The sequence below is a fragment of the Saccharopolyspora gregorii genome (genome assembly GCF_024734405.1).
Lineage (GTDB): Bacteria > Actinomycetota > Actinomycetes > Mycobacteriales > Pseudonocardiaceae > Saccharopolyspora_C > Saccharopolyspora_C gregorii.
Window position 1 is genome coordinate 4,490,136 of record NZ_CP059556.1, and the last position, 25,743, is coordinate 4,515,878.

General features: G+C 74.1%; 13 protein-coding genes and 1 pseudogene. 2 read left to right on the forward strand and 12 right to left on the reverse strand.

Annotated elements, in window-relative coordinates:
• Window positions 1-275 precede the first annotated feature (275 nt).
• The 6 genes and pseudogenes from H1226_RS19490 to H1226_RS19515 form a co-directional block, all read right to left on the reverse strand.
• Window positions 276-2,324 (reverse strand): annotated as a pseudogene (locus H1226_RS19490) (type I polyketide synthase); the annotation flags it as partial.
• Window positions 2,325-2,353: 29 nt separating this feature from the next.
• A complete protein-coding gene (locus H1226_RS19495) occupies window positions 2,354-11,293 on the reverse strand; it encodes a type I polyketide synthase (protein ID WP_258341985.1) in 8,940 nt (2,979 codons plus the stop codon).
• Window positions 11,294-12,730: 1,437 nt separating this feature from the next.
• The gene (locus H1226_RS19500; protein ID WP_258341986.1) at window positions 12,731-13,294 is read right to left on the reverse strand and encodes a GTP-binding protein; all 564 of its coding nucleotides are present in this window, start codon (window positions 13,292-13,294) and stop codon (window positions 12,731-12,733) included.
• 16 nt (window positions 13,295-13,310) lie between these two features.
• On the reverse strand, window positions 13,311-13,679 hold the full coding sequence (locus tag H1226_RS19505; RefSeq protein WP_258341987.1) for a DUF742 domain-containing protein: 369 nt from the start codon (window positions 13,677-13,679) through the stop codon (window positions 13,311-13,313).
• Window positions 13,676-14,104: a roadblock/LC7 domain-containing protein gene (locus H1226_RS19510; protein WP_258341988.1), complete on the reverse strand. Its 429-nt coding sequence runs from the start codon at window positions 14,102-14,104 to the stop codon at window positions 13,676-13,678. Before H1226_RS19510 ends, H1226_RS19505 begins: the two co-directional genes overlap by 4 nt.
• A 7-nt stretch (window positions 14,105-14,111) precedes the next feature.
• On the reverse strand, window positions 14,112-16,448 hold the full coding sequence (locus H1226_RS19515) for a nitrate- and nitrite sensing domain-containing protein (protein WP_258341989.1): 2,337 nt from the start codon (window positions 16,446-16,448) through the stop codon (window positions 14,112-14,114).
• Between the two features lie 901 nt (window positions 16,449-17,349).
• Between H1226_RS19515 and H1226_RS19520 the strand changes: the two genes are divergently transcribed.
• On the forward strand, window positions 17,350-17,916 hold the full coding sequence (locus H1226_RS19520; protein WP_258341990.1) for a TetR/AcrR family transcriptional regulator: 567 nt from the start codon (window positions 17,350-17,352) through the stop codon (window positions 17,914-17,916).
• An 18-nt stretch (window positions 17,917-17,934) separates the two neighbouring features.
• Here the strand turns inward: H1226_RS19520 and H1226_RS19525 are convergent, their stop codons facing one another.
• From H1226_RS19525 to H1226_RS19550, 6 genes are all read right to left on the reverse strand, one after another.
• Complete coding sequence (locus H1226_RS19525) at window positions 17,935-18,933, reverse strand: DUF418 domain-containing protein (RefSeq protein ID WP_258341991.1); 999 nt, start codon at window positions 18,931-18,933, stop codon at window positions 17,935-17,937.
• Window positions 18,934-19,075: 142 nt separating this feature from the next.
• A complete protein-coding gene (locus tag H1226_RS19530; protein WP_224967351.1) occupies window positions 19,076-19,279 on the reverse strand; it encodes a hypothetical protein in 204 nt (67 codons plus the stop codon).
• Between the two features lie 64 nt (window positions 19,280-19,343).
• Window positions 19,344-20,267: an SPFH domain-containing protein gene (locus H1226_RS19535; RefSeq protein WP_258341992.1), complete on the reverse strand. Its 924-nt coding sequence runs from the start codon at window positions 20,265-20,267 to the stop codon at window positions 19,344-19,346.
• 301 nt (window positions 20,268-20,568) lie between these two features.
• A complete protein-coding gene (locus H1226_RS19540; protein ID WP_258341993.1) occupies window positions 20,569-22,329 on the reverse strand; it encodes an ABC transporter ATP-binding protein in 1,761 nt (586 codons plus the stop codon).
• The gene (locus H1226_RS19545; RefSeq protein WP_258341994.1) at window positions 22,326-23,954 is read right to left on the reverse strand and encodes an ABC transporter transmembrane domain-containing protein; all 1,629 of its coding nucleotides are present in this window, start codon (window positions 23,952-23,954) and stop codon (window positions 22,326-22,328) included. The genes H1226_RS19540 and H1226_RS19545 overlap by 4 nt, the downstream gene beginning before the upstream one ends.
• A gap of 104 nt (window positions 23,955-24,058) precedes the next feature.
• Window positions 24,059-24,622 carry a TetR/AcrR family transcriptional regulator gene (locus tag H1226_RS19550; RefSeq protein ID WP_258341995.1) on the reverse strand — a complete coding sequence of 188 codons (564 nt, stop codon included), beginning with the start codon at window positions 24,620-24,622 and terminating at the stop codon, window positions 24,059-24,061.
• Window positions 24,623-24,712: 90 nt separating this feature from the next.
• Here H1226_RS19550 and H1226_RS19555 point away from each other — a divergent pair, with 90 nt between their 5' ends.
• The gene (locus H1226_RS19555; RefSeq protein WP_258341996.1) at window positions 24,713-25,618 is read left to right on the forward strand and encodes an aldo/keto reductase; all 906 of its coding nucleotides are present in this window, start codon (window positions 24,713-24,715) and stop codon (window positions 25,616-25,618) included.
• Window positions 25,619-25,743 lie beyond the last annotated feature (125 nt).

Consider the following 25,743-nt stretch of genomic DNA (forward strand, 5'->3'; position numbering starts at 1 on the left):
CACTCCTCTTGTGCAGCACTGGGGTGGCGGAACCTCAGCGGCCCTCTCGCTGCGGGATCGTTTTCACAGGTGGCTCCGCCACATGAGAAAACGCTGTCCTCGCGAGGGGGCCGCTGAGAACCCGCGGGTGGTCCTGCTGCGTGCGTGGTCGGCGGCTCAGCGGCTTCGCCGCTGACGAGCAACGGACACGACCCGCGGCGCAAGTTGAAGACGAGCAGTGTGGTTCCGCTACCCGAGTGCTCCGCAAACCGAGCTGAAAGCTCCGGAACCCGTTTTCAGACCCAGAACTCCTGGTGTGCGAAGTGGTGTCCGGGCACCGGGATCGGGGTTCCGGTTCCCGTCCGCCGCCAGCCGACGGGGATTCCGCGCACGTGCAACCAGGCCAGCACCCGTTCCAGCGCTTCGGGCCCGCCGTGCTCCGGCAGTGCGATGACGTCGGCGTTCCCGGCGAGCTCTCCGCCGGTGCCGAGCACGACCGCCGAGCAGGTGCCGGACCGGGTCCGCTCCCGGACGGCCCCGGCGCAGTCACCGGTCGTGGTGACCGCGTCCGGTCCGAGCCCGGCGGCCGCGGCGACGTCCGCCGCCACCGACCCCGCCTCGACGGCGGCGACCACGTGGTCCGGGCGGACGCCCCAGTCGGCGAGTTCCGCGGCCAGCTCCACCTGGGCCTTGCCGGGCAGCGCGACCGGCAGCACCAGCACGACGTCCCGCGCGGTGCGGTCGCCCACCGGCACGTCGGCGGAGTCCGCGCCCGCGGCGAGCGCCCGCAACGCGCGCACCCCGTCCGGGGTGCTGCGGGGCAGGATCGCCGCCCGCCACGGGAATCCGCGTCGCGGCGTGATCGAGACGGCGACGTCGGCGGTCAGCGGATCGCCCGCGTCCTCGATCGCCCCGGCCAGCGCGCCCGCCTGCGCGCGCAGGCCCCGCTCGGTGCGCGCGTGCAGCAGCCACGGCGTGGTGCCCGCGGGTGCCGTCGACGCGGGCACGTCCTGCTCCTCGGCCTGCTCGACGATGACGTGGGCGAGGGTGCCGCTGATGCCGAATGCGGAGACCGCGGCGCGGCGCGGCCTGCCGACCTCCGGCCACGGCCGCGATTCGTGCAGCAGCGCCACTCCCCCGCCGTCCCACGCCACGTCGGTGGAGGCCCGCTCCACGTGCAGCGTCTTCGGCAGCACGCCCTCCCGGATCGCCCAGATCATCTTGATCAGGCTCGCCGCGCCGGCGGCGGCCTGGGTGTGGCCGAGGTTGGACTTCACCGAACCGAGCCACAGCGGGTGCTCCGCCGCGCGGCCCCGGCCGTAGACGGCCTGCAGGGCGTGCGCTTCGATCGTGTCGCCCAGCGGAGTCCCGGTGCCGTGCGCGTCGATCGCGTCCACGTCGGCGGGGGTGAGCCCGCCGCGGCCCAGCGCCTCCTCGATGACGCGCTGCTGGGCGCGCCCGTTCGGCGCGGTGAGCCCGTTCGACGCCCCGTCCTGGCTGACCGCGCTGCCCCGCAGCACCGCGAGCACCCGGCGGCCGTTGCGGCGCGCGTCGGACAGCCGCTCCAGGACCAGCACCCCGACGCCCTCGCCCCAGCCGATGCCGTCGGCGTCGGCGGAGAACGCCTTGCAGGTCCCGTCGGCGGCGACGCCGTGCTTGCTGAACTCCAGGAACATCGACGGCGAGGCCATCGACGTGACCCCGGCGGCCAGCGCCAGCGAGCACTCCCCGCCGCGCAGCGCGTTGCTCGCCAGGTGCACCGCCACCAGCGACGAGGAGCACGCCGTGTCCACGGTGACCGCGGGCCCTTCCAGGCCGAACGCGTAGGCCACCCGCCCGGAGGTGACGCTCCTGGTCACGCTGGTCAGGTAGTTCTCGTCGTGGTTCAGGCCCGCCGCGTCGATGCGCGCGGTGTAGTCGTTGTACATCACCCCGACGTAGGCGCCGGTCGAGCTGCGCCGCAGCGAGGTCGGGTCGACTCCGGCGTGCTCGAACGCGTGCCAGGACGCCTCCAGCACGAGCCGCTGCTGCGGGTCCATCATGCGGGCCTCGTCGGGCTCGATGCCGAAGAACTCCGGGTCGAAGCCCTTGATGTCGATGAACCCGCCGCGTTCGGTGTTCGACTTGCCGGGGCGCCCGGGCACCGGGTCGTACAGGTCCGCCGGCCAGCCGCGGTCGGTGGGGAAGTCGCCCACGGCGCACCGCTCCCCGGCCACCAGGTCCCACAGCTGCTCCGCGGTGCCCACGTCACCGGGGTAGCGGCAGGCGACGCCGATCACGGCGATCGGCTCCTCGGCGGGTCGCGCCCGTTCGGCGCGCAGCCGTTCGTTCTCCAGCAACGCGGCCCGGAGGGCTTCGACGAGCTGCTCGGTCATCAGCGATCACCTTGTTTCAGCGCCATGGCGACGAGTTGGTCGGCGGTCATCTCCGCGATGGCCGACACCGGTTCCGGTTCCGCCGGTGCGGGCGCGGGGGCCGGTTCCGGGGCGAGCAGGTCGAGCACGTGCTCGGCCACGGAGGTGATGTCGGGGTGGTCGAACAGCAGCGTCGGCGGCAGCGACGTGCCGGTGGCGGTGGCCAGCTCGTTGCGCAGCTCCACCGCGGACAGCGAGTCGAAGCCCATGTCGAAGAACGCGGTGCCCACGTCCACCTGGGAGCCCGAATCGTGCCCGAGGATGCGCGCGACGTGCCTGCGGACCACGTCCACGACCGCGGCCAGCCGGGCCTGCCCGGGCAGCCCGCGCACCCGCTCCGCGAACGACGCGGCCGATCCGTCCGCGGCACCGGCGGGGGCGATGCCGCGCATCAGCGCGGGGAGCCCGCCGCTGCCCGCGAGCCTGCGCAGCTGCGCCCGCTCCACCGGCACCGGCAGCAGCACCGGCAGGTCCGCGGAGATCCCGGCGCTGAACGCGGTCACCGCCTCGGCGGTGGTGATCGGCCGGAACCCGGAGCGGTGCAACCGGGCGATGTCGGCGTCGCCGACCCGCCCCCGCATCCCGTCCTCGGTGGCCCACATGCCCCACGCGAGCGCGGTGCCCGCGAGCCCGCCCGCGCGGCGCTGCGCGGTCACCGCCTCCAGGAAGGCGTTGGCGGCGGCGTAGTTGCCCTGCCCGGCGGAGCCGACGGCGGCGGCCGCGGAGGAGAAGGTCGCGAACATCCGCAGGTCGGCACCCGCGGTCAGCTCGTGCAGGTGCACCAGCGCGTCCACCTTGGGCGCGACGACCCGGTCGATCTGCTCGGCGGTCATCCCGCCGACGGTGGCGTCGGCCAGCACCCCGGCGAGGTGCACGACGCCGATCAGCGGCTGCGCCGGGTCGATCGAGCCGAGCAGGTCCGCGACCTGCTCGCGCCGGGTCACGTCGCAGGACGCGAGGTCGACCCGCTGGGCGCCGAGCTCCAGCAGCCGGGCCCGCAGCTCCTCGGCCCCGGCGGCGCGCGGACCGCGGCGGCTGGCCAGCACCAGGTGCGTCGCCCCGCAGGCCGCCACCAGGTGCGCGGCGATCTCCGCGGCGAGTCCGCCGGTGCCGCCGGTGAGCAGCACGGTGCCGCCGTCCAGCCGGACGTCGCCGCCACCCCCGGCGGTGCGGGCGAGGCGGGCGGCGTGGAAGCGGCCGTCGCGGACCGCCAGCTGCGGTTCGCCGTCGGGCAGTTCCGCGAGCACGTCCGCGAGCCCGTCGTGCTCCTCGACGTCGACCAGCACGAACCGGTCGGGGTGCTCCGACTGGGCGCTGCGGACCAGCCCGGCCGCGGCGGCGTGCGCGGCGTCGCCGACGGTTCCGCCGCCGACGTCCGCCGCTCCCCGGGTCACCACCACCAGGCGGGAGGCCGCGGCGCCGGGCGTGGCCAGCCAGGCCCGCACCAGTTCCAGCGCGGAGCCGATCGCGGCGCGGGTCGCCGCGGCGAGCCCGTCGTCGCCGATCCGGGCCGCGCCGAACTCCGGCAGCGCGACGGCCACCAGTTCCGGCAGCACGCCGTCCGCGCCGAGCGCGGCGAACGCGACCGCCGGATCTCCGCCGACCTCGACCACGGCGGGCCGGCCGGACGCGGGCCAGGAAGCGGGTTCGACGGCCACCCACTCCTGGGCGAACAGCACGTCGCGCAGGTTCACCCCGGGGTCGGCCTGCAACGAGCGGAAGGTCAGCGCGTCCACCGCCAGCAGCAGCCGCCCGGAGAGGTCCTCGACCACGAGCGTCGCGGTGTCCGGCCGCACCTTGGTCAGGCGCACCCGCACTTCGCCGGCGGGCGGGCCGTCCACCGCGGTGACGCCGCTCCACGCGAACGGAACCCGCACGTCGTCGCCGTCGTCGAGCACGCCCATCGCGTGCAGGCAGGCGTCCAGCAGCGCCGGGTGCAGCACCAGTTCGCCCGCGTCCCGGGCCACGTCGGCGGGCAGCGCCACCTCGGCGGCGACCTCGTCGCCGGTGCGCCAGGCGGCGCGCACGCCGCGGAAGGCGGGCCCGTACTCGTACTCGCGCTCGGTGAAGCCCTCGTACATGGCCGCGACGTCCACGGCTTCCGCACCGGGCGGCGGCCACTGCACGGACGGGACCTCGACCGGTTCGACGTCGGGTCCGAGCTCACCGGAGGCGTGCAGCGTCCACTCCGATCCGCCCGCCGCCGCGGAGTGGATCTTCAACGGCCGCCGCTCCCCCGCGCCGGGGGCGCCTACCGACACCTGGATGCGGCGGTGCCCGTCGCCGGGCAGCAGCAGCGGGCTGTGGTGGGTCAGCTCGACCAGGCGCGGGCAGCCGAGCTCGCGACCGGCGCGCAGCGCCAGCTCCACGTGCCCGGTGCCGGGGAAGATCGTGTCGCCGCGCAGCACGTGATCGGCCAGCCACGCCTCGGCGGCCACCGACACGCGGCCGTTCACGACCGCCCCGGACCCGTCGGCGAGGTCGATCGGCTCGTCCAGGAAGGGGTGCCCGGTGCTCGGCTCGCCCGCGTCCAGCTCCAGCCAGTACCGCTGCCGCTGGAACGCGTAGGTCGGCAGTTCGTCGAGGAATTCGCCGGTCGGGAACACCGCCGTCCAGTCCACCGGCGCGCCGTCCACGTGCCGCTGGGCGAGGTCTTCCAGCGGCCCGGACGCGGTGGTGGCGGGCGCGTCGCGGCCCTGCCCGGACCACACGCCGTTCCCGGTGCGCCCGCGCGCCAGCAGCTCCAGGCCCTCCCGCAGCTGCTCGACCGAGGAGCCGACGACGACGCCGCGCCAGCGGAACGCGGTGCGCCGGGCGAGGGTGTGCGCCACGTCCGCGACCCGGTGCGCGTCCAGCTCGGGGTGCTCCAGCAGGTGCCGCGCCTGGTCCTGCAGGGCGGCGGCGGTCTGCCCGGACAGCACCCAGGCGACGGGACGACCGGCGGGGGCCGGGCGGGGCCGCTGCGGTGCGGGCGGCTCCTGCAGGATCGCGTGTCCGAGGGTGCCGCCGATGCCGAACCCGGAGATCGCGGCGCGGCGCGGACCGTCGGTCGCGGGCCAGGACCGCTGCTCGGCGAGCAGCGACAGTCCGCTGCTGGGCCAGTCGATCAGCGGCGTCGGTTCGTCCGCGTGCAGCGTCTTCGGCAGCACCCCGTGGCGGAACGACTCCACCAGCTTGATCACCCCCGCGACGCCGGCGGCGGTCTGCGGGTGCCCGATGTTCGACTTGATGGAGCCGACGAACAGCGGCCGGTCCGGGGCGCGGTCGCGGCCGTAGGTCTCGACCAGCGCCTGCGCCTCGATCGGGTCGCCGAGCTTGGTGCCGGTGCCGTGCGCCTCGACGACGTCGACGTCCCGGCCGGAGATGCCCGCGGTGCGCAGCGCGGTGCGGATGGTGCGCTGCTGCGCGAGCCCGTTGGGGGCGGTGAGCCCGTTGGAGGCGCCGTCGGCGCCGACCGCGGTGCCCAGCACCACCGCGTGGACCTTGTGCCCGTTGCGCTGCGCGTCGGAGAGCCGTTCCAGCAGCAGCACGCCCGCGCCCTCGCCCCAGCCGGTGCCGTCCGCGTCCGCGGAGAACGACTTGCACCGGCCGTCGGGGGACAGCGCGCGCAGCCGGGAGAACTCGACGAACGGCTGCGGCGTCGGCATCACCGTGGCGCCCCCGGCGAGGGCGTACCCGCACTGCCCGCCGCGCAGCGCCTCCACCCCGAGGTGCAGCGACACCAGCGAGGACGAGCACGCGGTGTCGATGCCGATCGACGGGCCCTCGAAGCCGAAGAAGTACGACAGCCGCCCGGTGGCGATGCTGCTGGCCGTGCCGCTCTGCAGGTAGCCCTCGTGGTCGCGGACCGCGCGCGGCCGGTCCACCCAGCGCGGCGTGTAGTCCTGGTAGGTGATGCCGACGAAGACGCCGGTGTCGCTGCCGCGCAACGAGATCGGGTCGATGCCGGCGCGTTCGAAGGCCTCCCACGAGGTCTCCAGCAGCAGCCGCTGCTGCGCGTCGGTGACCAGCGCCTCCCGCGGCGCGATGCCGAAGAAGTCGGAGTCGAACATCGCCGGGTCGCGCAGGAACCCGCCGCGGGTGCAGTAGGTCTTGCCGGGCCGGTCCGGGTCCGGCGAGTGCAGGCCGGTCGGCCAGCCGCGGTCGGTGGGGAACTCGGAGACCACGTCGCGGCCTTCGGCGACCAGGTCCCACAGCTCGCCGGGGGTGGTGACCCCGCCGGGGAAGCGGCAGCCCATGCCGACGATCGCGATCGGTTCCGGCCCGTCGTCGGCGGGCCGCGGCTCGACGACCTCGGTGCGGGCGACCGGTTCGGCCCGCTGCCGGACGGCCGGGTCGAGCCGGCCCAGCTGCTCGGCCAGCGCGCGCGGCGTCGGGTGGTCGTAGGCCGCGGCGGCGGGCAGCTCCAGCCCGGTGGCGGCGACCAGCCGGTTCCGCAGCTCCAGCAGCCCGACGGAGCCGAGCCCGGTCTCGGCGAACGTCAGCCCCGGTTCCACCTGGTCCCGCTCGCTGGTGCCCAGGCACGCGGCGGTCTGCTCCAGCACCAGTTCCAGCAGCCGGGCGCGCCGCTGCTCGCCGGTGAGGCCGTCGATGGCGGGAACGCGCGGCGCGGGCGGGAGCTCGGTGACACCGGTGCTCCGGCCCGAGGAGGTGAGCCAGAAGTGCTTGCGCTGGAAGGCGTACGTCGGCAGCTGCGGCAGCGCGGTGCCGCAGCCGGGGCCCGCGACGGCGTCCCAGTCGACCGGCTGCCCGGCCACGTGCAGCTGCGCCACGCCGTGCAGCAGCGCGGTGGTCTCGTCCCGGCCCTGGCGCAGGGTCGCGGCCACGACCGCGGCCGGATCCAGCTCGGCCAGGCACGCGCGGGCCTGCACGGTGAGCGCCGCCCCCGGCCCGACCTCGACGAAGGTGCGGGCACCGAACTCGCGCGCGGTGCGCACCCCGTCGGCGAACCGCACCGCCCCGAGCACGTGCTCCAGCCAGTAGTCCGGTGCGGACATGCGTTCGTCGGCGAGCTCCCCGGTGACGTTGGAGACCACCGGCAGGTTCGGCCGCCGGAACGTCGCGGTGCGCAGGACGGCGCCGAACTCGTCGAGCATGCCCGCCATCAGCGGCGTGTGGAACGGGTGGCTGACCCGCAGCGGCCAGATCTGACGCCCCTGCGCGGAAAAACGCCCGGCCACGGACTCGACGAGCTCGCGGCGGCCGGACACGACGGTGCTGCGCGGCGCGTTCACGGCGGCCACGGCGATCCCGTCCGGGTGCTCGGCGAGCACCGCGCGGACCTCGTCCTCGGTGGCTTCCAGCGCGGTCATCGTCCCGTCGACGTCCACGGCCTCCATCAGCCGGGCGCGGGCGGCGACGACGCGGACCGCGTCCGGCAGGTCGAGGATCCCGGCGACGTGCGCGGCGACGAGTTCGCCCAGCGAGTGCCCGAGCACCACGTCCGGGCGCAGGCCCCAGGACTCCAGCAGCCGGAACAGCGCCACCTCGATCGCGAACAGCGCGGGCTGCGCCCAGCCGGTGCGGGTGAGGGCGCGTTCGTCGTCGGCGATGACGGCGCGCAGATCACCACCGGTCTCGGCGTCGAACAGCGCGCACACCTCGTCGAAGGCGGCCGCGAACACCGGGTGCTCGGCGTGCAGCAGCCGTCCCATCCCGACGCGCTGGCTGCCCTGCCCGGAGAACAGCACCGCGGTGCGGCCGTCCAGGGCGCGACCGGACCACGCGCCGGGCGCGGGCCGCTGCTCGGCGAGCGCGGTGAGCCCGGTGACGAGCTCCGCCGCCGAGCCGCCGACGGCGACCGCGCGCCACGGGAACGACGAGCGCCGGGCCATCGCCCGGGACCACTGCCGCAGCGCCGGGCGGTCCGCGGCGGCGAGGTGCGCGGCGAACCGGCGCGCCTGCTCGGCCAGCGCGGGCGCGGTCTTCGCCGACAGCGGCAGCGCCACCACCCCGTCGTCGTCCGGTTCGGGCCCGGCCTCGACCGGCGGCGCCTCCTCGATGATCACGTGCGCGTTGGTGCCGCTGATGCCGAACGCGGACAGCCCGGCCCGGCGCGGGGTGGTGCCCCGCGGCCACGGGGTGCGCTCGGTGAGCAGCGCGATCCGGTCCGCGTCCCAGTCCACGTGCGGCGAGGGCGCGTCGACGTGCAACGTGCGGGGCAACACCTCGTGCTGCAGCGCCAGCACCATCTTGATCAGCCCGGTGACGCCGGCCGCGGTCTGGGTGTGCCCGACGTTCGACTTCACCGAGCCGAGCCGCAGCGGGCGTTCCGGGGCGCGGTCGGCGCCGTAGGTCGCCAGCAGCGCCCGCGCCTCCACCGGATCGCCGAGCCGCGTCCCCGTGCCGTGCGCCTCCACCGCGTCCACTTCGGACGGTTCGAGCCCCGCCCCGGCCAGCGCGGAGCGGATCACCTCCTGCTGGGCCAGCCCGTTCGGCGCGGTCAGCCCGTTCGAGGTGCCGTCCGAGTTCACCGCGCTGCCGCGCACCAGCGCGAGCACCGGGTGCCCGTTGCGCCGCGCGTCCGAGAGCCGCTCCAGCAGCAGCACCCCGGCGCCCTCGCCCCAGCCGGTGCCGTCCGCGTCCGCCGCGAACGCCTTGCACCGGCCGTCCGGGGCGAGCCCGCGCTGCCGCGCGAAGGTCACCAGCATCCCCGGCGTGGCGAGCACCGCCGCACCACCGGCCATCGCCATCGAGCACTCGCCCCGCCGCAGCGACTGCACCGCCAGGTGCAGCGCGACCAGCGACGCCGAGCACGCGGTGTCCACGGTCAGCGCCGAGCCGTGGAAGCCGAACTGGTAGGCCACCCGCCCGGAGAGCACGCTCGGCGTGGTGCCGGTGAGCACGAACCCGTCCAGCGCACCCGCCGGCTCGTCCAGCGCCGGCCCGTACGGCTGCGCGGTCGCGCCGAGGTAGACGCCGGTCCGGCTGCCCCGCAAGGATTCCGGGACGATCCCGGCCCGTTCCACGGCCTCCCAGCAGACCTCCAGCAGCAGCCGCTGCTGCGGGTCCATGGCCTGCGCCTCGTACTCGGAGATGCCGAAGAACTCGGCGTCGAACAGGGCCGCGTCGTGCAGGAACCCGCCCGCCGACGCGTAGGTCCGGCCGCCGCGGTCCGGGTCCGGGTCGTAGAGGTCCTCGGTCCAGCCGCGATCGGTCGGGAAGGACGACACCACGTCCCGCTCCGCCAGCAGCGCTTCCCAGAACTGCTCGGGCGAGGCGATGCCGCCGGGCAGCCGGCAGCCCATCCCGACGATGGCGATCGGCTCGTCGTCGGCGTCGGTGCGGTCCGCGGTGCGCGCGCCGGTCACCGCCGGGACGCCGTCGCGCAGCCCCGCCACGTGGTCCACCAGGGCGGCGGGGGTGCTGTGGTCGAACAGCGCCGCCACCGGCAGGTCGAGGCCCGCGTCCCGGTTGAGCAGCGCGCAGAACTCGACGGCGGCCGCCGAGTCGAAGCCCTGCTCGAAGAAGCTGGTGGTCGCGTCGACCTCCTCCGGGGTGGCCTTGCCGAGCACTCCGGCGGCGTGCGCGCGGACCAGCTCGGCGAGGTCGGCGGCCCCGGCCGGGCCCGGTTCGGCATCGGCGTGCCCCTCCGGAAGCGGGCCGCCGTGCAGCCAGAACCGCGCGCACCGCAGCGCGTGCCCGGACGGTGCGGGCGGCTCGGCGAGCGGGGCGAGGTCGACGCCGCGCACGTGCAGCTGCGCCGCGGCAGCGGCCAGCGAATCGGCGACGGGCCGCCGCTTGCGCAGCAGCGGCACCGCCGCCACGTCGTCGTGCGCGGGCACGCAGTCGGCGAGCATCGAGCTCAGGACCGCATCCGGCCCGATCTCCACGAAAGTGCGCACGCCCTGCCCGTGCAGCCAGCCGATGCCGTCGGCGAACCGCACCGGCTCGCGCAGGCTGCGCACCCAGTAGCCGGGGGTGGCGACCGCGTCGTCGGCGGCACCGGCGACGGCGGAGACCACGGGCACGCGCGGGGCGGTGAAGGTCAGGTCGCTGATGTCGTCGGCCAGCTCGGCCAGAATCGGGTCGACCCGGTTCGAGTGCACCGCGACGTCCACGTCGAGCCACTTGACGCCGCGGCCCAGCTCCTCGAACCGCGCGGCCACCTCCAGCACCGGGTCGGCGGCTCCGGAGATCACCGTGGCGCGGGGGCCGTTCACGACGGCGATGGAGACCTCGTCGGCAAGCTCGCCCAGCTCGGCGGCGACCTCCGCCGCCCCCGCCTGCAGCGACACCATCGCGCCGCCGCCCCGCAGGGTGCGCATCAGCCGGGCCCGGGCCACCAGCAGCCGGGCGGCGTCCTCCAGGTCGAGCACGCCCGCGACGTGCGCCGCGGCCGGTTCCCCCGCCGAGTGGCCGAGCACGTGCGCCGGTTCGAGGCCGCGCTCGCGCAGCACCGCGCACAAGCCGACCTGCACGGTGAACAGCGCGATCTGCGCCCAGTCGATCCGGCGGAGCAGCTCCGCCTCGTCCGAGCCGCCTTCGAGGACGGCGCGCAGCGACCGGCCCAGCGCGGGCGCCACCACCGCGTCCACCCGGTCCACGACCGCCGCGAACTCGGGGTGCGCGGCGATGAGCGGGGCGGCCATGCCCGCCCACTCCACGCCGATCCCGGTGAACAGGAAGGCGACCGGCGAGGGACGCACGACGCCGGTGCTCAGACCGGGGAACGGCCGGCCCGCGCCGAGCGCCGCCAGCCCGCGCACGGCCTCCGCGCGCGTGGCGGCGACCAGCGCGGCGCGGGCGGGACCCGCCGGGGCGGACGCGAGGGCCGCGGCGACGTCGTGCGGCTCCAGCTCCGGGTCCCGCAGGCACGCGCCGATGCGCGCGGCCCGGTCGCGGACGGAGTCCAGGTCGGCACCGGTGAACAGCAGCGGAGTCGCGAATGTCTGGTCCAACGTCGGTCGTTCCCCTGTCGAATAGGAGGAGGGATGTCTCTGGGTGCACCGGCCGGGCGCGTTCGCGCCGCACGACCGGGATGGCGAATCCCGGTCGTGGCAGCACGAGACCACGCGCTCTCAGCCCGCGGTGTTCGACGACCACTGGCGCGATTTCAGGAGTCGAGCACAGGATCGGGCGGTGACGTGCCGCGCCGAACCGCGCGACGACACGATGCGGGAACGGCGATCGGACCGGTCGGAGAGCTCACCCGCACGTCTCCCCCTCCGGCCGAAGATCGCTGGTCGGGGCCCGGTCGAACGGTTTCCGACATCGCGGCGGGCGGAACTCCGACGATACGAGGACATTCTGATCGAGAAGCGGAAAACCATTCGAGGAATCGATCGCCGACGACTCCCGGTCCGCGATCCGGGACGAATTCGGGTTTCGGCCCCGTCCCGATGCGGGCACCGCAGCCGAAATGGCGGATGATTGCGCGGAGAACGATGCGCCCCACCGCCCGGACCACTTCCGCCGGGGCGCGCCCGGCAGCGGCACCGCACGCCCGCGGGCGTGCGGCACCCGGCCCCGGACCGCTCCGGCGCCCCGACGGCACCCGAGCGCCCGCCGCGCCGCGGCCTTCCTCAGCGGCCCGGCGCGGCCGGACCGGGAGCCCGGCGGACCGACGGGGCCGACCTCGCCCGGAGAAAGCCCCGACAGCTTTCCCACCAGCGCGAAACGATCCACGACGACGAACTCCGGCAATCCCGTCCGACGAACGCCACCGCGCGCTCGTCCCGCTCACGCGGCGTCCGCACGAGCCGCACCACCCACCGGCGGCGCCCGGAACACCGCCGTGCGGGCTCGGCGAGCCCCTCTCACACATGTCACAACCCTCCGCCGCCGAGAACGGCTGGCACACCGCGAGCGGACGCACCCGAATCGACCCGCAGCAGCGCGGATGCACGCGTCCGCAGGTCCGACCAGGCGCCGCCCGTTCAGGCGCTGGACGAACTGCGAACACCAACTAATCATTCGATCGGACTACCCCATTTGTCAAGCACGAAATTATCGTCCGAGTTGTTGCGCACCGGCCGTCACAACCCCACCGAAGCAACCTCCATCCGGGTAATCGCCCACCATTTCACATGTGATGATCAGCACCTCATCCAGAGATGTGAGCGAGCCCAGCGGAGAGGTGGCCCGTGCACCATTCGGACCAAAGCGATCAGAACTCGCAGTAACACAGAAACTGATTCTCTGAGCCGTTCCCGAACCGGGGCTGATCCGAACGGAGCAATGGCATTGATCTCGGAGCAGTGGAATGCAGGAATCGCAACTGTGAGCACACGCCGAGACCACCAGAACTGCGCCCCGCGCCCGGCCCCGGAAAGCACGGGAGGGATGGGGCCGAGGTCCGGCCCCATCCCTCCCGCCCATCCCTCCCGCCCAGCGCCTCAGCCCGCCGCGGCGGCCAGGTCCCGCTGCTGCAGGGCGTGCTTCACGAGCGTGACGAGCACCTTCTTGCTGGAGTCCCGGTCCCGCGCGTCGCAGAACAGGATCGGGGTCTCCGGTCCCATCGCGGCGGCGGTGCGGACCTCCTCCTCCGTGTACGAGAACTCCGTGTTGTCGAAGCAGTTCACCGCCACGACGAACGGGATCCCGCGCCGTTCGAAGAAGTCGATGGACGGGAAGCCCATCGCCAGCCGCCGGGTGTCCAGCAGCACCACCGCACCGATGGCGCCGGTGGACAACTCCGTCCACAGCGAACCGAACCGCGCCTGCCCCGGGGTGCCGAACAGGTACAGCACGATCTCCTGGGAGATCGTGATGCGCCCGAAGTCCAGCGCGACCGTGGTGGTGCGCTTGGTCTCGGTACCGGTGAGGTCGTCGACGCCGACGCTCGCCTCGGTCATTTCCTCTTCTGTGCTCAGCGGCGTGATCTCGCTGACCGACCCGATGAAGGTCGTCTTGCCGACGGCGAAGCCACCGGCGACGACGAGCTTCACCGAGTCCGGCATCACGGGCGTGGCGCCGTCAGAGCCTGTTGAGTCCGGCAAGCACTGCCTCCAAGATGTCGCGGTCGCGCGGCTGCACCATGCGGGAACGCGCGAGTGAGCCGTGTTCGAGCAGGTCGGAGCAGAGCACCCGGATGACGCCCAGCGGGAGGCCCAGCCCGGCGGACAGCTCCGCCATCGACTGCGGAGCGCCGCAGCGCTCCAGGATCGCCTCGTGCTCGGGCGTCGCGGCGGCGCTGCGGCCGGTGTCGGCCAGCGTCGCCACGACCTGGGTTGCCCGGTCCAGGTTGATGGCCGCGTCAGGGGTGCGGCCGCCGGTCAGCGCGTACGAACGCACCATCCGGCCGGCGTCGTCGTCGTACCACGCGTCGGGATCGGGGCCGGTCAATGCTTCTCCGCACCGACGGGGTTCCGCGCGCCCTTGCCGAGCCGCTCACCCACGTTCTTGATCAGGCGGCGCATCTCGTACTGCAGCTGTTCGGCGTCGACGCTGCGGCCCGCGACGACGAGCACGGAGTTCCGCGGGTCGACGGCCAGCACGTACATGGACATCGTCTCGGTGGCGAGCAGGTTCATGTCGATGTCCCCGCCCTCCAGCTCGTAGCTGAGCGCCTTGCTGGTGGCGCGCAGCGTGCCGCAGGCGGCCGAGATCTTGTCCGCCTGGTCCTGGTCGAGGTTCTTGGAGAACGCCGCCGGCAGGCCGTCATGGGTGAGCACCAGCGCGTGCAACGTGTCCGGCACGTTGTCCAGCATCTGATCGAGGAGCCAGGCCAGGTCCAGGTCCGGCTTCCGGGAGTTCATCAGTTCGTTCACGCTTTCCTCACTGCATGTCGTCGTCGGAATCGGGCTTGTTGCCGGACTCGTCGCGCGAGCGCCGGTCGGCGTTGAAGAAGGTCATCAAGCCCGGGGCGAACTCGGGAGCGCTCTGCCGGTCGGTCGGCTCGTCCTCGCCGAAGCCGGCGGGCAGATCGGCGTAGGGAACCCGCTGCGGCAGCGGCGGTCGTTCCATGTCCTTGCCTTCCGTGCTCGCGCTGGGGGCCGCGTCGGGTTTCGGCTGCCGCACGGCTGGTTCGGCGACGGCGGTGCTCGCCGAGGCCGACGGCACCCGGGTGGGCAGCGGCTGCGCCGGAGCGCCCGCCTTGGCCACAGGCACGTCCCCGCTCCACGAGTCGCGGCGCTCCTCGTCCTCATCGGTGACGATGTGGGCCTGCGGGATGAAGATCTCGGCCCGCACGCCCTGGTAGATCGAGGTGCCGAACTCGACGACCCACTCGTTGCGCTCGGCGAGCTGGGCGACGGTGAACAGGCCGAGCTGCTCGCCGCGGTCACCGAGCTTCACCAGCGAGGCGAAGCCGGGCGGGTTCTTCATGGTCTCGTTGGCGTTGCTGCGCGCCTCCGGGGTCATGCCCACGCCGCGGTCGGAGATCTGCACGACGAGACCGCTGCCGACGGAGACCGCTTCGACGTGCACATCGGTGCCGGGCGGCGAGAACGACGCCGCGTTCGCGAACAGCTCCGCGAACATGCGCAGCATGTCGCCGATGACGCCCGGGGTGACGCTGACGTTGGGCACGTGGCCCAGCCGCAGCCGGTCGTGGTGCTTGGTCTCCGCGGCGGAGGCCCGGAGGATCTCGGTGAGGTCCCGCGGCCTGCTCCAGCGGCGGCCGGGGGCGGCACCGCAGAGCACCAGCTGGTTCTCCACGACGTGCCGGGCCTGCGTGACCGATTCGTCGAGCGCGAACAGGGCGCCGAGCCGGTCCGGGTCCTCCTCGTTCTGCAGCAGCGCGTCGAGGCGCTGCGGCAGCGGGCCGAGCGCGGACTGCACGCGCCGGGTCTGTCCGATGTAGAACGTGAGGGCGCCCTGCTGGGTGTCGGCCTCGTTCACCGCCGCCTGCAGCGCTTCCTGCTGGAACGCGCGGAAGGCGTCGGCGACCTGGCCGATCTCGTCGCCGCCGTAGCCCTGCAGCGAGGTGGACTCGACCTGGACCCGTTCGCCCGCGCGAACGCGGGACATCATCGAGGGCAGCGTCTTCTCGGCCAGTTCGCGGGCCTCCGCGCTGAGCCGCTGCAGACGCGGCAGCAGCGAGCCGTCGATGACGGAGCGGTACCGGCGGCGCGTCCAGAAGAAGAAGCCGAGGGAGAACAGACCGGCGGCGATGGCACCGGCGACGGCGATCGTGATCGCCTGGTCACCGTTCTCGACGGTCTCCGCGGACAGCAGGTCGACCTGCTCGCTGGTGATCGAGGTGAGCTCGCGGTTGACCGCTTCGGTGAGCCGCTGCCACTCCTCCAGCGAGACGCCCGCTTCGGTGAGGTCGGCGCCCGGGCCGCCCTGCATGAGGGAGTTCTCGATCGAGACGAGCCGGGCCCAGTCCGGGTTCTCCGTGATGAGCTTCTGGTAGCGCGCCTGCACCGAAGGCTTCAGGTACGAGACGTTCTTCTCGATCTCGGAGTGGTACGAACCGTTGAGGCGCAGCAGTTGCAGGTGCTGCTCCGGCGTCAGCTGCCCGGCGGTGAGGCCGCTGGAGATCAGCGCCGCTTCCCGGGACATCAGGTCGGTCGAGCGGAACAGCGCGGTACCCGCGATGCCGCCCTGCGCCGTCGTCGAGTCCGGCACCAGTCGGGACTGGGTGTCGAACAGGTCGGTGGCGATGTCGAAGACGTTGTCGTAGTAGTCGGTGACCTCGCCGGCCGAGATCTGCCGGTTCGCGAGCCTGCCGCGGATCTGGTCGAGCTTGCCCAGCTCGCCGCTGAGCTCGTCGACCGGGCCGGCGATCTCCGCCGGGGCGGTGCTCATCGCGGCTTGGACGGCCTCGTTCATCCGGTCCAGCAGGACGTCGGTCCGGGCCTGCTGCTCGCTCAGCTCCGCCTGGTCGGTGGTCCCGCCGGAGGCCAGGTCCTGGCTCAGCCGCCGTTCGGACTGCAGCGCGTCGAGCGCGGCCACCGCGGGCAGGGAGACCTGCCGGACACCGGAACCGATCACCCGGGTGTAGACGCCGTCGGTGACGAACGTCGCGCACCAGACCAGCCACAGCACCAGCACGACGATCCAGGGGATCGTGACCGCCAGCGTCAGGCTGGAGCGGATCGATCTCTCCGAGGTGCTCTGCGGCTCACCAGGTGGCTTGGTGACGTTGTCGGGATCTGTTGTACTCACAGCGCTCCACGTTGTCGGTCATCTGACTGGTGTGTTGCGGGAACGCGCGCGTCCCGGCGGGCGCGGCCTGGGCCGCTGGACTCGTCCGCCCGGATGGCAACGGGCAGGAGGTCTCGCCGATGGATGGCCTGAACAGGCGTCTTCCCGGGGACACGGCTCCTTCCACACACCGTCGTCTTCCGCTCTTGCCGAGCACGAGCGGAAGTGCATTCCCCCCCTGCGCGAGACACTTTAACGGAAGATGATCAGAGCACCGGTGTTCGGCCCCGGAGTCGTCCACCATTTCCGCGCCGACCGACGTCACGCTCCGCTTTCGGTTGGCAGCGCGGCGAAAACCCCCTACCGCACCGGGCGCGCGAAAAGCGGTCCCGGACCCGTCGAGAACCCGGGACCACCACCCGGTCCGCGACCACCGCCGCTCGGCCCACCCTTCCGGCGGAGCCGGACACGGAATGCACATCCGGAAAGGAAGCGGGTCGTGCGGCCCATTTCCGCATTCGGTCCAACGGAATGCGTCCCACCATTTCACCCGTACGGCCGCAGCCGGCTTCGCACGATCGGCGGCAGGGAGCCGGCGCGCCGGCCATTCCGCCACGAACTCCGGCGCAGCGGCGCGCGCGGCGCGGCGCGGCAACCGTCCGGACGAACCAGGAGCAGTCCGGGCCGCGCCGCGAGGTCGCGGACGGTCGCTGAATCGGTCCCGCGGCCGCTCCGGCTCCACCGCGATCGCACCGCCGTCGACGGACACGTGGTCGCAGATCTCTTGCAGCTCCCCGTTCTCCGGCGGGACGGCGCCCTCGCAGCATGGCCGGCTCCTCGGCGCACGAGTCAACCGTTGGCGACCTGCTCCGCAGCCACGCCAGCCGGACCAGGTCAACGCGCGGTGACTTAGGCTGGGGGCATGGCCGCACCGCGTTCCCGCAACGCCGAGCAGACCCGCGCCGAGCTGCTGGCCGCCGCCCGCGCCCGGTTCGCCGCCGACGGCTACGAGCGCACCACGCTGCGGGCGGTGGCCGCCGACGTCGGCATCGACCCGGCGCTGGTCATCCGGTACTTCGGCGGCAAGCAGGAGCTGTTCGCGGCCGCCGCCGACTTCACCCTCGACCTGCCCGACCTCACCGGCCTCGCCCCCGACGAGCTGGCCGGAGCGCTGCTGCCCCGGTTCTTCGCCGCGTGGGAGCGGGACGGCACCTTCCTCGCGCTGCTGCGCGCCGCCACGACCAGCCCCACCGCCGCGGAGAAGATGCGCGAGGTCTTCACCGCGCAGGTGGCCCCGCGGCTGACCGCCATCGCCCCGGACCACCCGCGGCAGCGCGCCGGGCTGCTCGGCGCCTTCGTCATCGGGCTCGCCACCAGCCGCTACGTGCTGGCCGACCCGGGCGTCGCCGAGATGGGCCACGAGGAGCTCACCGCCTGGGCCGCGCCGATCGTGCGCCACGTCCTCACCGGCCCCGCGCCGGTCGGCTGATCGAGCGGGTACCCGCGGTCAGCGGCGGAAGGGCTGCACGTCCCACCAGGTGAAGCAGCGCCAGGCCCATTCGAGGGGTCCCTGCCGGAACCGCGCGAGCCAGAACCGGCTCCACAGCAGCTGGAGCAGCAGGATGCCGGTCGCCAGCAGCGCCATCGCCCCGTACGCGCTGGACCCGTGCAGCCCGGCCAGGTGCCCCAGCGGGATCAGCAGCAGGGTCGCGGTCACGTAGTTCGTCAGCGCCATCCGCCCGAGCGGCTCCAGCACCGCCCCCAGCACCCCGCGCAGCGGCGTGCGCAGCAGCAGGAGCAGCCCGGTCGCGTACGCGGTGGCCAGGCAGATCCCGGCCACGCCGGAGGGGGTGGCGAACCCGGCCATCAGCGGATCCCGCTCCTGCACCGGCAGCGCCACCGCCGCGCCGAGCACCGCGAGCGCGAACACGGCGCCGATCCACCCGCCGAGCCGCGGCAGCGCCTCCGGGACCCCGAGCTGGGCGAGGGCGAAACCGAGCACCAGCAGCCCCGGGATCAGCGGCAGGCCCCCGCCGAACAGCACCAGCGCGGTGCTCACCCCGCCCAGGCCGAGCACCAGGTTCACCCACCGGTTCGCCCAGCTCAGCGGCAGCAGGAACACCAGCCCGAACAGCGCGTACGGCGTCAGCGCCTCCCCCGGGTGCAGCAGGGAGTGCAGCAGGCCGACCCCGAACAGCGCCAGCAGCCTGCGGACCAGCAGCACCCGCGGCCGCGGGTGCCGGGAGCCCGCGCTGCGCAGGAACAGCCCGAAGCCGACGCCGAACAGCAGCGAGAAGATCGGGAAGAACCGCTCCTGCACGAACAGGTCGAGGACGTGCCGCCCGGGCAGCACCTGCTGGTCGACGATGCCGCTCATCTCCATGATCGGCGGGATGTTCACGAAGAGGATCCCGCACAGCGCCAGGCCGCGCACCGCGTCGATCTCGCCGATCCGCCGGCGCGGCGCGGTGCTGGCAGGTGGGGCGGTGCGGGTGGGAGAGGACATCGTGGTTCGCCTTCGAGGTGCGCAGCGGGTGCCGGGAGACCCCGGCTCACCATCGATCGTCACCCGGGCGTCCGGTCGGGCGGATCGGCCATCCGGCCGGGCGGTCCGGCTGTTCGGCCGGAACCGCCCGGCCCGGGAGCCGTCATTCCGATGTGGACTTCGGCGGCCTGCCGCGCTTGGCGGGCCCGCCCGCGTCGGAGGGCAGCCGGCCCGCGTCGGCGAGGGCGCGCCGGAGCAGGAACTCGATCTGCGCGTTGGTGCTGCGCAGCTCGTCCTGCGCCCAGCGGGCGAGCGCGTCGTGGATCGCCGGGTCCAGCCGGAGCAGGAAACCCTTGCGTGCGGCCATGTTCCCGCCTTCACCTCTCTCGGCCGTCCGAGGATTCGGGCCGCACCGGCGGCCCCGCGCCCGATCAGTGGTAGAGCGAACCCGTGTTGACGACGGGCTGGGTGTCGCCGCAGAGCACGACCAGCAGGTTGCTGACCATGGCCGCCTTGCGCTCCTCGTCGAGCTCGACGACCTCGCGTTCGGACAGCCGCTGCAAGGCGAGGTCGACCATGCCGACGGCGCCTTCGACGATGCGCTGCCGGGCGGCGACGACGGCTCCGGCCTGCTGCCGCTGCAACATGGCTTGGGCGATCTCGGGGGCGTAGGCGAGGTGCGTGAGCCGGGACTCGACCACGTCGACCCCGGCGGCCCGCACCCGGGCCGCGATCTCGGCGGAGAGCTTGCCGGTGATCTCGTCGGCGTTGTCCCGCAGCGAGAAGGGCTGCTCCCCGTCGCCGTCGTAGGGGTAGCTGGTGGCGATGTGGCGCACGGCGGTCTCGGTCTGGGTCTCGACGAACTCGACGAAGCTGTCGACCGCGAAGGTGGCCTGCGCGGTGTCGGCGACCTGCCACACCACGACGGAGGCGATCTCGATCGGGTTGCCGTCGGAGTCGTTGACCTTCATGACGGCGGTCTCGTGGTTGCGGATCCGGGTGGAGACCTTCGTCTTGCTGCTGAACGGGTTCACCCAGTGCAGCCCGGCCGGGCGCACGGTGCCGGTGTAGCGGCCGAGGAACTGCAGCACCCGCGCCTCACCGGGCGCGACGGCGACGAGCCCGCCGGAGAGCACCAGCCCGACGACGCCGAGCACCACCCCAGTGGCGATCAGGGCGGCGGCTTCGTCCGCGAGCCCGGGGACCAGCACCCCGGCACCGCCGAGCACCAGCACGAGCGAGAGCACGGCCATCAGCACGCCGGGCAGCCGGAACGCCTGCTGTTCGACGACCGGGGATTCGGGCATCCGCACCGGCCTGGTCTCCGCCTCGCGGTCTTCGAGTTGAACGGTCATGAGTCCCCCTGACGTCGGTGATCGTTCTCCTGGCAACACAGTAGCACAGTGATATCACTTTTCATCGGCACGAGCCCCCGCCCGATCCGATCCACAATGGACGATCACCGGAATCCCCCACCCCCGCGGGGATGTCCGAGACGGCCAGTTCCCGGGAGCGTCGTACCGGTTCTGCCCGCGGCGAAGCCGCTGAGCCGCCGACCACCCGATCAACCGGGCCGCCCGCGGGCTCTCAGCGCGGACAGCGCCGCCGCCGTAGCCGAGCCACCGGTGACAACGATCTCGCAGCGAGGAAGCGGCCTCAGCCCTCCAGGGCCAGCTTCGCCTCCGGACGGGGCGTGCTCCAGGCCTCCCACAGCCGCGCGTAGTGCCCGCCCGCGGCGAGCAGCTCGTCGTGCGCGCCGGACTCGACGACGCGCCCGTCGTCCATCACCAGCACCCGGTCGGCGATCGCGGCCTGCCGCAGCCGGTGCGCCACCACGAGCCCGGCGCGGTCGCGCAGCACCGCGGCCGCGGCGTCCTCCAGGCGGCCGGCTTCGCGGCTGCTCGCCTCTGCGGTCGCCTCGTCCAGCAGCACCACGGCCGGGTCGGCGAGCAGCGCGCGGGCCAGCGCCACCTGCGCGACCCGGTCCGGGCCGAGCGGGTGGCCGAGCTCGCCCACGGCGGTGTGCACGCCCTCGGGCAGCTCCTCGATCCAGTCGGCGCCGACGACCTCCAGCGCGTGCCGGACCTCCGCCTCCGTCGCGTCCTGCCGGGCCAGGCGCAGGTCCTCGATCAGCGGGCCGCTGAACACGTGCGCCTCCTGCGGCACCAGCAGCACCGCGCCCGTCCCGGCCACCGGGCCTCCGCCGAAGGTGACGGTGCCCTCGTCCGGCTCGACCAGTCCCGCCAGCAGCGTCGCCAGCGTGGACTTGCCCGCACCGCTCGCGCCGACCAGCGCGATCGTCTCCCCCGGTTCGATCCGCAGCGACACCTCGTGCAGCACCGGCTCCGCCGAACCCGGGTAGCGGTAGGTCACCCTGTCGGCGACGAGCGCGGCGGGCGCGCCGTCGTGGGCCCCGGCCGGCCGCTCGCGCGGGATGCCGAGGACGCCGACGATGCGCTGCAGGCTCGCGAACGCGGACTGGACCTGGTCGAAGCTGGCCACCAGGAGGCTCAGCGGGTTGAACAACCGGTGGAAGTACAACGCCGCCGCGGTGACCGCGCCGACGGTCGCCGCACCCACGTCGACCAGCACGAACCCGGCGACGACGATGGCGGACAACCCGACGAGCTCGGCGATGTTCATCCACTTGCCCCAGCGGGTGGAGAACCACACGACGCTGCGGGACAGCCCGCGCGCCCGGTCCGAGGACCGCTCCACGAGCCCGACGTGCTCGGCTTCGGCGCCGTAGGCGCGCAGCGTGGGCAGCCCCTCCAGCGCGGAGACCAGCGACTCCGCCCGGTCGGCGAACGCGGCCCGCTCCGCGGAGTAGCGGCGCGCGGCGCGCGGCAGGTACCAGCGCAGCGAGAACCCGTACACCGGCAGCGCCAGCATCCCCGCCACCATCAGCCACGGGTCGAGCGCGAACAGGCCGCCCATCGTCAGGGCCACGGTCAGCAGGGCGGTGATCCACGGCGCCAGCAGCGCGGCGACGACCTGGCTGATCACCGCCACGTCGTCGCCGACGCGGCTGAGCAGGTCGCCGCGGCCGGAGCGCTCGATCACCGCCGACGGCAGGTGCAGCGCGGCGGAGACGGTGTCCTCCCGCATCCGGGCCAGCACCCGCTGCCCGAGCTTCGCGACGAGGGCGGCGCTGACCGCGGTGAGCACCGCGCTGAGCAGGCCGGCGACCGCGACGACGGCGGTGCGCACGACGATCTCCGCCGGCGTGGTGCCCGCCAGCACCCCGTCCACCAGCCCGCCGATCGCCCACGGCGCGACCAGCCCGGCGAGCGCGGCGAGCACGGCCGTCGCCACCATCGCCGCGGACAGCCCGCGGTGCGGGCGCAGGTAGGCGGCGACGGTGCGCCGCACCTCGACGGCCCCGGCGAGCGGAAGTGCGCGAGTGGTCCCGCTCATCCCACGACCTTTCGGTAGTAGTCGGCGTGCTCGTCCAGCAGGGTCCGGTGCTCGCCGGTGACGACCTCCCCGTCCGCGGTGAGGAACCGCACCCGCTCGGCGCGCGCGAGCAGCACCGGGCTGGTGGTGATCAGGACGGTGGTGCGGGGTTCGCCGTCGCCGTGGCGCAGCGCGTGCAGCCCGTCGGCGACGGCCTCCTCGGTCACCGAGTCGAGCGCGGTGGTCGGGTCGACCAGCACCAGCACGTCGGGGTCGGCGTGCAGCGCGCGGGCGAGCGCGAGCCGCTGCCGCTGCCCGCCGGACAGGCTCAGCCCGCGCGCCCGCACGTGCTCGTCGAGGCCGTCGGGCTGCGCGTCGACGAACGGCGCCGCGCCGGAGGCGACCAGCGCGGGCCGGGGTTCGCCCGCGGTGTCCCGGCCGAGTGCGAGGTTCTCCGCGATGGTCCCGGTGAACAGCTGCGCCTGCCGCGGTTCGACGTGCACCGCGTCCGGTTCGCCGCCGGTCCAGGTGACGGTGAGCCCGTTGCGCGCGCCCGCCGGGTCGCCGCGCAGCACTTCGAGGATCCGCTCGACGTCGCGGCCCTCGGCGACGACGCCGGTGCAGCCGCCCCGGTCCAGCCGCAGCTCCACGCGCGGTCCGGTCGCGGGCCCGGTGTCGCCCGCCGCGTCCTCCTGCTCGTCGAGGACGGCGTCGACGCGCCGACCGCTGGCCAGCGCGGCCGCCCCGATCTGCAGGTACATCCCGGCGGCGGAGAGCGGTTCGGCGATGAACTGGGCCGCGCCGACGGCGGCGACGAAGGACCCGACGGTGATGACCTGCTCGACGGCGAGCAGCCCGGCGGCACCCACCGACACCGCCAGCACCAGCGTCCCGGCCAGCACCGTCGCCCCCAGCTGCAGCGACCGCCCGACGCCCGCGCGGATCGCGGCGGCTTCCGCGCGCCTGCTGACCTCCCGGTACCGGGCGACGGCGCCGTCCTGCGCGCTGAGGCCGCGCACCACCCGCATCCCGGTCACCAGGTCGGTGGCGAGCGCGGAGGCGGCGGCGAGGCCGTCCTGCTGCCCGGAGACCCGGCGGGACAGCATCGGCGAGACCATGTTCAGCCCGAGGGTGGTGACCACCGCCGTGACGATCAGCAGCACGCCCAGCCGCACGTCGATGCCGAGCAGCACGACGCAGCTGACGCCGAGCGCCGAGATCGACCCGGCGAGCCCGGCCACCCAGATCACCGCGCGGGAGACCTGGTCGGCGTCGGAGGAGGCGATCGCCAGCAGCTCACCGTGCCTCCGGCGCGTCCCGGAGCCCAGCAGCGACCGGCCGGCCAGCTGGACCCGCAGCGCGTGCGACTCGTCGATCGCCGCGGCCCGGCCGAGCCGGGAGAACCAGCGGTAGCAGGTGGTCAGCGCGGTGAACAGCAGCACCAGCCCGCACACGCACCACAGCAGCGCCCGCGGTTCGCCGGTGGCCACGGCCTCGTCCACGGCGAGCCCGATCGCCAGCGGGACCAGCGCCTCGCAGGCTTGGTGCCCCATCAGCAGCAGGGAGGCGATGAGCACCCGCACCCGTTGCCTGCGCAGCACGAGGCGGCGTGCGCGCGACGTCCCGCCGCGTTCCTTCGCGTCCACGCTTGCGGTCCCGATGATCGGCCCCCTTCTCACGGCCAGTAAGGCTTACCTAATTCGGACGCGGAACGCCAGGTATCGCTGATCACACGTCCGCGGAACTCGCCTCAGCGGGGGCGCACGGCGTCGAGCACCAGGTCGAGCACCCGGTCAGTCCGCTCCGGCGCCCCTTCCGCGACGGCGGAGTGGAAGGCGCCGAGCAGCATCGCGAGGACGTCCTCGGCTTCGACGTCCGCGCGCAGCGACCCGTCCCGCGCCCCGGCGTCGAGCAGGGTGACGAGGGCTCCGGTGATCCGCTCCCGGGTGGTCGACACCGACATGCTCCCGGCGGACCAGCTCGCGGAGAGCGCGTCGAACATGCCCCGCTTGGTGGCGACGAAGGCCGCGTACCGCCGCATCCAGGCGCGTAGCGCCGCGTCGGGCGGAAGTTCGGCGAGCAGCGCGGCGGCACTGCTCGCGACGTCGTCGAGCTCGGTGGCGTAGACGGCCTCGACCAGTGCTTCGCGGGTCGGGAAGTGGCGGTACAGGGTACCGATCCCGACTCCCGCCTCGCGGGCGACCGCTTCCAGGGAGACGGTGCCACCGGCGGCGAAGGCGGCGGACGCGGCCGCGAGGAGCCTCTCGCGGTTGCGGCGCGCGTCGGCGCGGGCGGGTCTCTCGGATCCAACCAAAGCGGAGGCACCTCCGGTCGTGCTACGGTCGCCATACCGGAGGCCCCTCCGCCTCCGTGCCCCCATCTTCCCACACGGACAGGAACCCCCATGTCAGCGTCCACACCCACCCCCGGCGGCCGCGCCGAACTCGCCGGCCGCACCGTCGCCCGGGTCGGCTACGGCGCGATGCAGCTCGAACGACTGCACGACGACCGGGCCGCGGGCCGCGCCGTGCTGCGCCGCGCGCTCGAACTCGGCGTCGACCACATCGACACCGCAGAGTTCTACGGCCACGGCCTCGCCAACGAGCTCATCCGCGACGCGGTCGGCGACGGCGCGCTCGTCGCCAGCAAGGTCGGCGCCACCCCGAACCCGGACGGGCCGATCCCGCTGCGGCTCGCGCAGCGCCCCGAGGAGCTGCGCGCCGACCTGGAGGCGAACCTGAGCAGCCTCGGGCTGGAGCAGATCGCGCTGGTCAACCTGCGCCGCGCCGAACGCGGCCCCGGCCTGATCGCCGAGGACGACCAGCGCGTCGACCTCGACGACCAGCTCGCCACGATGATCGCGCTGCGGGACGAGGGCAAGATCGGCTCGTTCGGGATCAGCAACGTCGGCCTCGACGAGCTGCTGCGCGCGCTGCCCGCGGGCATCACCTGCGTGCAGAACGCCTACAGCCTGCTCTCCCGCGACGACGAGGAACTGCTGCGGCTGTGCCGCGCCGAAGGCATCGCGTGGGTGCCGTACTTCCCGCTCGGCGGCTCGTTCGCCGGGATGCCGAAGGTGACCGAGGAACCCGCCGTGCTCGACGCGGCCCGCGCGCTGGACGCCACGCCCGCGCAGATCGGCCTCGCCTGGCTGCTGCAGCACGCGCCGAACGTGCTGCTCATCCCCGGCACCGCCACCCTCTCCCACCTGGAGGAGAACGTGGCCGCCGGCTCGGTCGTGCTGGACGAGCGGACCATCGCCGCGCTCGACGCGATTCCCGGCCGCTCCGGCGACATCGTCGTCGACTGACCGGTCCCGGCGCGGTCCGCGGCTGCGCGAGCCGCGGGCCGTGCCGGACGGGAACCCCGGCACTAGCGTGGATCCGGGGGGGGCGGACGACGTCCGCGGTGGTGCATCCGCGCAGGTCCTGTTCG